This is a genomic window from Curtobacterium flaccumfaciens, assembly GCF_013359815.1.
Taxonomy (GTDB): Bacteria; Actinomycetota; Actinomycetes; order Actinomycetales; family Microbacteriaceae; genus Curtobacterium; species Curtobacterium flaccumfaciens.
The window spans coordinates 295,359-301,864 of sequence record NZ_JABMCF010000041.1; the positions used below are offsets into that span (position 1 = coordinate 295,359).

Annotated in this window: 6 protein-coding genes; 2 read left to right on the forward strand and 4 right to left on the reverse strand. The window is 69.3% G+C overall.

Features of this window, described 5'->3' with window-relative positions; genetic code table 11:
• Nucleotides 1–115: 115 nt before the first annotated feature.
• The gene (locus HP445_RS18300; protein ID WP_164941227.1) at nucleotides 116–562 is read left to right on the forward strand and encodes a MarR family winged helix-turn-helix transcriptional regulator; all 447 of its coding nucleotides are present in this window, start codon (nucleotides 116–118) and stop codon (nucleotides 560–562) included.
• Between the two features lie 95 nt (nucleotides 563–657).
• Here HP445_RS18300 and HP445_RS18305 read toward each other — a convergent pair whose 3' ends face one another.
• From HP445_RS18305 to HP445_RS18320, 4 genes are all read right to left on the reverse strand, one after another.
• Entirely contained in the window at nucleotides 658–1,506 is an 849-nt protein-coding gene (locus HP445_RS18305; protein ID WP_027464448.1) for a carbohydrate ABC transporter permease, read from the reverse strand.
• A complete protein-coding gene (locus tag HP445_RS19260; RefSeq protein WP_175330840.1) occupies nucleotides 1,506–2,474 on the reverse strand; it encodes a carbohydrate ABC transporter permease in 969 nt (322 codons plus the stop codon). Before HP445_RS19260 ends, HP445_RS18305 begins: the two co-directional genes overlap by 1 nt.
• The gene (locus HP445_RS18315; protein WP_128781114.1) at nucleotides 2,471–3,790 is read right to left on the reverse strand and encodes an ABC transporter substrate-binding protein; all 1,320 of its coding nucleotides are present in this window, start codon (nucleotides 3,788–3,790) and stop codon (nucleotides 2,471–2,473) included. Before HP445_RS18315 ends, HP445_RS19260 begins: the two co-directional genes overlap by 4 nt.
• 219 nt (nucleotides 3,791–4,009) lie before the next feature.
• Nucleotides 4,010–5,026 carry a LacI family DNA-binding transcriptional regulator gene (locus tag HP445_RS18320; protein WP_241660449.1) on the reverse strand — a complete coding sequence of 339 codons (1,017 nt, stop codon included), beginning with the start codon at nucleotides 5,024–5,026 and terminating at the stop codon, nucleotides 4,010–4,012.
• Between the two features lie 201 nt (nucleotides 5,027–5,227).
• On the opposite strand from HP445_RS18320, the gene HP445_RS18325 reads away from it, so the two are divergent.
• Nucleotides 5,228–6,463, forward strand: a complete 1,236-nt coding sequence (locus HP445_RS18325) for a sugar ABC transporter substrate-binding protein (protein ID WP_071405204.1) — start codon at nucleotides 5,228–5,230, stop codon at nucleotides 6,461–6,463.
• Nucleotides 6,464–6,506 lie beyond the last annotated feature (43 nt).

Consider the following 6,506-nt stretch of genomic DNA (forward strand, 5'->3'; position numbering starts at 1 on the left):
CCGCTCCCGATGCCGTCACCCGCACCGTTCCACGCTCCGCGTTATGTGGATACGCTGGTGCGGTGACTGCGGCGTATCGTGACCCGGACGAGACCCGTGCGAAGGGGGCATTGTCGTGAGCGATGTCGACCTGAACGCGGCGCTGACCCGGCTCGAGGCCGCGGTCTCCGAACTGCGCGGTCGACTGCGCGACGAGCTCGGCGTCTCCGGCGGCGACCTGACGCTGCTGCAGTTCGTCTCGCGCGCCGAGGAAGCGGGCCGGACGGTGCGCGTGAAGGACCTGTCGAAGCACCTGGGGCTCACCGGCCCGGCGGTCACCGGCATGGTGGACCGCCTCGAGCACAGCGGACACATCAGTCGTGTCCCGAACCCCGACGACGGCCGCAGCCGGTACATCGAGCTGACCGATGCTGCCCGCCGCGACTACGCGCGCGCGATGGACGGCACGAACAAGCACCTGCACGACCTGATGGCCTCCTTCTCGGAACGGGAGCGGGCCAGGTTCGTGCGGATCATCGACCGCATCGTCGCAGCCGTCGATCTCGGCGCACCGAGCCCCTGACGGCAGGGTACGGGCGGTCAGGACGACGCTCGGACGAATGTCCAGCATGCGCAGCTAGGTAAGTTCTCTACCTATCTCCGCATGCCGGACGCCCGTCACCCCTTGACGGCTCCGGAGGTCAGACCGGACACGATCGAGCGGCGGAACACGAGCACCAGGATGACGATCGGCACCGTCGCAGCGACGCTCGCGGCGAAGATCTGCGCGAACGGCACCGTGAACTGCGTCCCGAAGAGCGCGATGCCGACCGGGATCGTCCGGAACGAGTTCTCGCTGTTGAAGGTCAGTGCCATCAGGAACTCGCTCCACGACGCCGTGAAGGTGAAGACGCCGACCGTGAACAGGCCCGGCTTCGCCATCGGCAGGATCACCGACAGCACGGTCCGCCAGGCCCCGGCGCCGTCGATCTCGGACGCCTCCTCGATCGTCGACGGGATCCCCTGCAGGTAGTTCCGCATGATCCAGATGGCGAACGGCAGGTTGAACGCCACGTACGGCACGATCAGACCCGGGTACGAGTTGAGCAGCCCGAGGTTGCGCTCGAGCAGGTACAGCGGCGTCAGCACCGCGATCGCCGGGAACACCGACAGCATGAGCAGCGAGGTCATGATCGCCGTCCGCCCCCGGATGAACCGGCCGGCCAGGGCGTACCCGGCGAGGAACGCCAGCGCGAGCACGATCACCGTGGTCGACACCGACACGATGACGCTGTTCACCATGTACTGGCCGAGCGCGTTGTCGCGGAAGGCCACCACGAAGTTGTCGAAGGTGAACGACTGCGGCCAGACGGTGGGCGGCGACTGCCCGATCTCGGACGCCGGCTTGAGCGACGTCGTGACGAGCCAGTAGAGCGGCAGCGCGGTGAGCACCGCGATGACGACACCGCTGACGTTGACGGTGTTGACCCACTTGCGCCAGCCCTTGCGCACACGTTGACGGGGCATCAGTCGTCCCCTCCCTTCGCCTGGTTCCGGAACGCCCGGAGGAACAGCAGACACCCCGCCGCGACGATGACCGCGGTGGAGGTCGCGATCGCCGCGCCCGGTCCGATGTTGATGTCCTGGAAGAGCACCTTGTAGCCCATGATCGCGAGCGACTGGGTGGCGGTGCCCGGGCCGCCGTTCGTCAGCACGAACGGCAGGTCGAACACGCCGAACGCCTGCAGGATGCGGAACAGCACCGCGATCGTCAGGGTCGGGGTGAGCTGCGGCAGCACCACGCGCCAGAACGTCTGCCAGGTGCTCGCGCCGTCGAGCTCGGCGGCCTCGTAGTGGTCCTCGGAGATCTGCACGAGCCCGGCGAGCAGGATGATCGCGACGAACGGCGTCGTCTTCCAGATGTCCGCGACCATCAGCCCGGTGATCGCTGGCACGGGTTCGCCGAGGATCACCGGGGCGTCCCCGAACAGGCCGAAGAACCACGTCGCGACGCCGTAGGTGCTGTCGTAGATGTACTTCCACAGCTGCGCGTTCACGATGGTGACGAGCGACCACGGGATGAGCATGAGCGCGAGCATCCAGCCGCGGGTGGCCCCGAGCCGCTCGAGCACCAGTGCGACGAGCATGCCGAGCACCAGCTCGACCGACACCGTCACCACCGTGTAGAGCACCGTGAAGCCCAGCGCCCGGTACCAGTCGGCGCTCTGCAGCAGGGCCGCGTAGTTGTCGAACCCGAACGACTGGATCGTGAAGCCCTCGTAGCCGACCTCGACGTCCGCGAAGCTCAGGACCACCGAGTACACGACCGGGAAGATCGTCACCGCCGCGACCACCAGGAGCGCCGGGGCCGCGAAGCCCCACGCGCCCCGCGAGCGGATGCGGTCGAGACGCGACCGCCCCGAAGGCCGGGGCGGCGGATCGACGCGACCCGTGCCTCCAGGCCGTGCCGGTCGTGTCGCCGTGCCGGCGCTCACAGCGCTGCTCCCTGCAGGGCGAGCGAGATGGCGGAGGCCATCGCGCTGGTGCCACCGTCGACGGACGCCTGCCCGCCGAGGATGCCGTTGCCGTTCTGGTAGACGCCCTGCGAGACCTTCGGGTAGTAGGCCGTCGAGGTCGGGCGGGGCACGAGCGTGATGCCGGCCGCCGTGTCGTAGGTCGGGCGCTCCTGCCGCTTCGCGTCCGCACTGACGAGGCTCGCCGACCGGGCCGGCAGGACCCCGCCCTCGCGGGTCAGGAACTGCTGCGCGGTCTCGCTCGACATCCAGCGCGCGAAGGTCAGTGCCGCCGCGGGCTCCTGGGTGTGCGGGTTGATGTAGTTCCCCCACCCGCCGATCGTCGAGTGGTGCTCGTCCATGCCGTCGAACGTCGGCCGGGCGGCGAGCCCCACCTTGCCGGCGACCTGGCTGTCCGGGCCGTTCGCGATCCCCCAGGCGTACGACCAGTTGCGGAGGAACGCCGCGCGGCCTCCGGAGAAGGCGTCGTTGGTGTCCTGCTCCTGGTAGGTCAGGGTGGCCCGTGGCGACGCTCCCGACGTGACCAGCGACCGCATGAACTCGAACGCGCGCTTGGTCTCGGAACTCGTCGTCTCGGGCTTCGTGAGGTCGTCGTTGAGCAGTGACCCGCCCGCGTCGGCGACGAACTCGGTGACGTTGCAGGTCAGTCCCTCGTACACGTCACCTTGGAACGCGAAGCCGTACGACACGTCGCCGGTGTCCACGAGCTTCGCGGCGGTCTCGCGCACTTCCTCCCACGACGCCGGCACCTGCAGGGAGTGCTTCGCGAGCAGGTCCTTCCGGTACAGGAAGAACGACTCGTCGATGTAGAGCGGGAACATGTAGTACGTGCCGTCGACGCTCGCCGCGAGCCGGAGCCCCTCGGGGAACTGGTCGAAGAAGTCCTCGCCGACGAGCTGGTTCACGGGGGTCGCGAGCTTGTTCTTCGCGAACTGCCCGGGCCAGGCGACGTCACCCAGGTAGACGTCCGGCGTGCTGCTGCCGGCCGCGATCTGGGTCGTCAGGCTGGTGCGGTTCGTGTCGGTGTCGCTCGGGGCGCTGACGATCCGGACGCGGATGTTCGGGTGCTCCTTCTGGAACTCCGCGATGAGCCGACGGCGCAGGTCACCGCCGTCCTTCGAGGCGACCTGGCCGGCCCACCAGCTGATCGTCGCCTCGCCCTCGGGCGGTTCGGTGGGCCAGTCCTCGACGCGCGTGCGCTCGGGTCGGGTGGAGCAGCCGGCGAGCAGCAGCACCCCCGCTCCCCCGAGCATGAACGTCCTCCGGTCGATTGCCATCCGTCCTCCTCGACGTGTGGTGCTGCGAACCTGTACGTCCACACAACCAGGCGGAGCCTGGTCTGTCCGCCAGGGGCGCCGGCTGCGCGGCCGCGCTTTCGCGGTGGACGACAGTTCACGGGTTCGCGGCCCCGCGAACTGTCGCTCAGCCCGAAACGTGGCCAGCGACGGCCTGGAGGCGCGTGGCGGGGCCGACCCGCGCCTCCAGGCCGGCAGGGGTCAGGCGGGGGCGGGGGCCGTCGACTCGGCCAGGTGCATCGCGCACGGGATGAGCGTGTGCGTGCGCCCGGTGCTGCCGCCCTCGAGGCGGTCGACCAGCGACTCGACCGCCAGGCGGCCGAGCGCCGGTCCGGGGGCGTTCAGCGTCGTGAGCACCGGTTCCGTCGCGGCGCCGGCGCCGTCGGAGGACACGATCGCGATGACCGAGACGTCCTCGGGGACCCGCCGACCGCCGGCCCGCAGCCCGCTGACGAGCCCGAAGTTCGAGTCGTCCTTCATGATGATCGCGGCCGTGACGTCGGGGTCGTGCGCCAGCAGGTCCGCCGCCGCACGACGACCGCCCTCGGCCGAGGCACCGGCGGCGACCACGGTGCCGGTGAGGCCCCGGCGCTCGATGCCGGCGTGGAACGCCGCCTCGGAGCGGACCTTCGGGCCGTAGTCGGCCATCGAGGTGCCGTCGAGGTCCTCGACCACGAGGCCGATCCGCCGGTGCCCGAGGCCGGTGAGGTGGTCGAGGGCGTCCTCGACGGTGCGCTCGAAGTCGATGTCGACGTACGAGATGCCCGAGGGGTCGGCGGTGCGGCCGATCGCGACGAACGGGACCTCGAGCTCGGTGAGACGGGCGATCCGGGGGTCGTGCATGGTGACCTCCATCACCACGACCCCGTCGGCGAGGCCGCCGGAGATGAGCTCCTGCACGTCGTCCGCCGTCGTCACCGCCGGCCAGAGCACCAGGTGGTACCCGAGCTCCGAGGCGCGGCTCGCGGCACTCGTGAAGAACTGCAGCGCGGTCTGTCCGAGCCGGTGCTCGAGCACCGGGAACACGAGCGCGAGGATCCGGGTGCGGCGCGACGCCAGCGCCCGGGCGACCACGTTGTTCCGGTAGCCGAGCTCACGCATCGCCGCCGTGACCCGGGCACGGGTGTCGGCGGACACGCGCTTGTTGCCGTTCACGACGAAGGACACCGTCGCGATCGAGACGCCCGCCCGGTCGGCGACCTGCTGCATCGTCGCCATGCCGCTCCCTCACCCTGTCCCGCTCACTGTAGCGGGGGCGGTGCCCGAAAAAGTTCGTCTAAGCGCTTTACCATCTAAGCGGTTCGATGCTAACTTCGACCCCACTCGGGACGCGACGGAGCGGTTCTGGTCCGGTCGTCCCCGATCCACGAGCGACACGTTCGACTCGTGTCCGGCAACCATCCAGAGAAGAGCGAAGCAATGAAGCCTCGACACCGCAGGATCGCCCCGGTCCTCAGCGCGGTCGCCATGCTGGCGACCGTCCCCCTCGTCCTCGCCGGCTGTTCCGGGGGCTCGTCCGCGAGCTCCGGCGGCAAGGTGGACTCCATCACCGTGCTCGACTACTACAACCAGGGCAACGACAAGAAGGTCATCGGCGAGTACCTCGACAAGTGCGGGGCCGAGAACGACGTCACCATCAAGCGCAGCCTGGTGCCCGGCTCGTCACTCATCCAGAAGGTCCTGCAGCAGGCGTCGTCGAAGACCCTGCCGGACGTCCTGATGCTCGACAACCCGGACCTGCAGCAGATCGCCGAGACCGGTGCGCTGTCGCCGCTGTCCGACTACGACATCTCGACCGACGGCTACGCCAAGGGCGTGCTGCAGGCCGGGACCTACGAGGACAAGGTCTACGGCCTCGCCCCCACCGTGAACACCATCGCGCTCTTCTACAACAAGAAGGTGCTGTCCGAGGCCGGTGTCACCCCGCCGAAGACGTGGGACGAGCTGCAGTCCGCCGCGGCGAAGCTCACCAAGGGCGACCAGTACGGGTTCGCCGTCGACGCCAACGCCACGTACGAGGGCACCTGGCAGTTCCTGCCGTTCATGTGGTCGAACGGCGGCGACGAGAAGGACATCGCGACCCCGGAGACCGAAGAGGCCCTGTCGCTCTGGAAGGGCCTGGTCGACGACGGCTCGATGTCGAAGAGCGTCGTCAACTGGACCCAGGCCGACGTGAACGACCAGTTCATGGCCGGCAAGGCCGCGATGATGATCAACGGCCCGTGGCAGATCCCCGGTCTGAAGGAGTCGAAGGTCGACTACGGGATCGCCCAGATCCCCGTGCAGTCCGCCAGCGACAAGGCCGTGGCCCCGCTCGGTGGTGAGGTCTGGACCGTCCCGAACACCGGTGACAAGGCGAAGCAGGCCGTCGCGGCGAAGATCGTCGACTGCATGAACAGCGACGCGAACCAGCTCGCGATGGCGAAGCTGCGCTACACGATCCCCTCGAAGACCGACGTCGCCCAGCAGTTCGGCAAGGACGTCCCCGAGGAGCAGGTGTTCGTCGACCTCGTCGCCGACGCCCGCGCCCGCACCGGCGAGCTCGGTGCCGACTGGCCCAAGGCCGCGACGAAGATCTACACGGCCGTGCAGTCGGCGCTGACCGGGCAGGACTCCCCGGCCGACGCCCTGCAGAACGCGCAGTCGAGCAACTGAGCATGACGAGCACCGCGACCCCCGTCGCCCCACGGCGGGCCGC

Bases quoted from the DNA above. Each gene is read 5' to 3' on its own strand.
- HP445_RS18315 (WP_128781114.1), bottom strand. From the start codon at position 3,790: ATGGCAATCGACCGGAGGACGTTCATGCTCGGGGGAGCGGGGGTGCTG.
- HP445_RS18320 (WP_241660449.1), bottom strand. From the start codon at position 5,026: ATGGCGACGATGCAGCAGGTCGCCGACCGGGCGGGCGTCTCGATCGCG.
- HP445_RS18305 (WP_027464448.1), bottom strand. From the start codon at position 1,506: ATGCCCCGTCAACGTGTGCGCAAGGGCTGGCGCAAGTGGGTCAACACC.
- HP445_RS18325 (WP_071405204.1), top strand. From the start codon at position 5,228: ATGAAGCCTCGACACCGCAGGATCGCCCCGGTCCTCAGCGCGGTCGCC.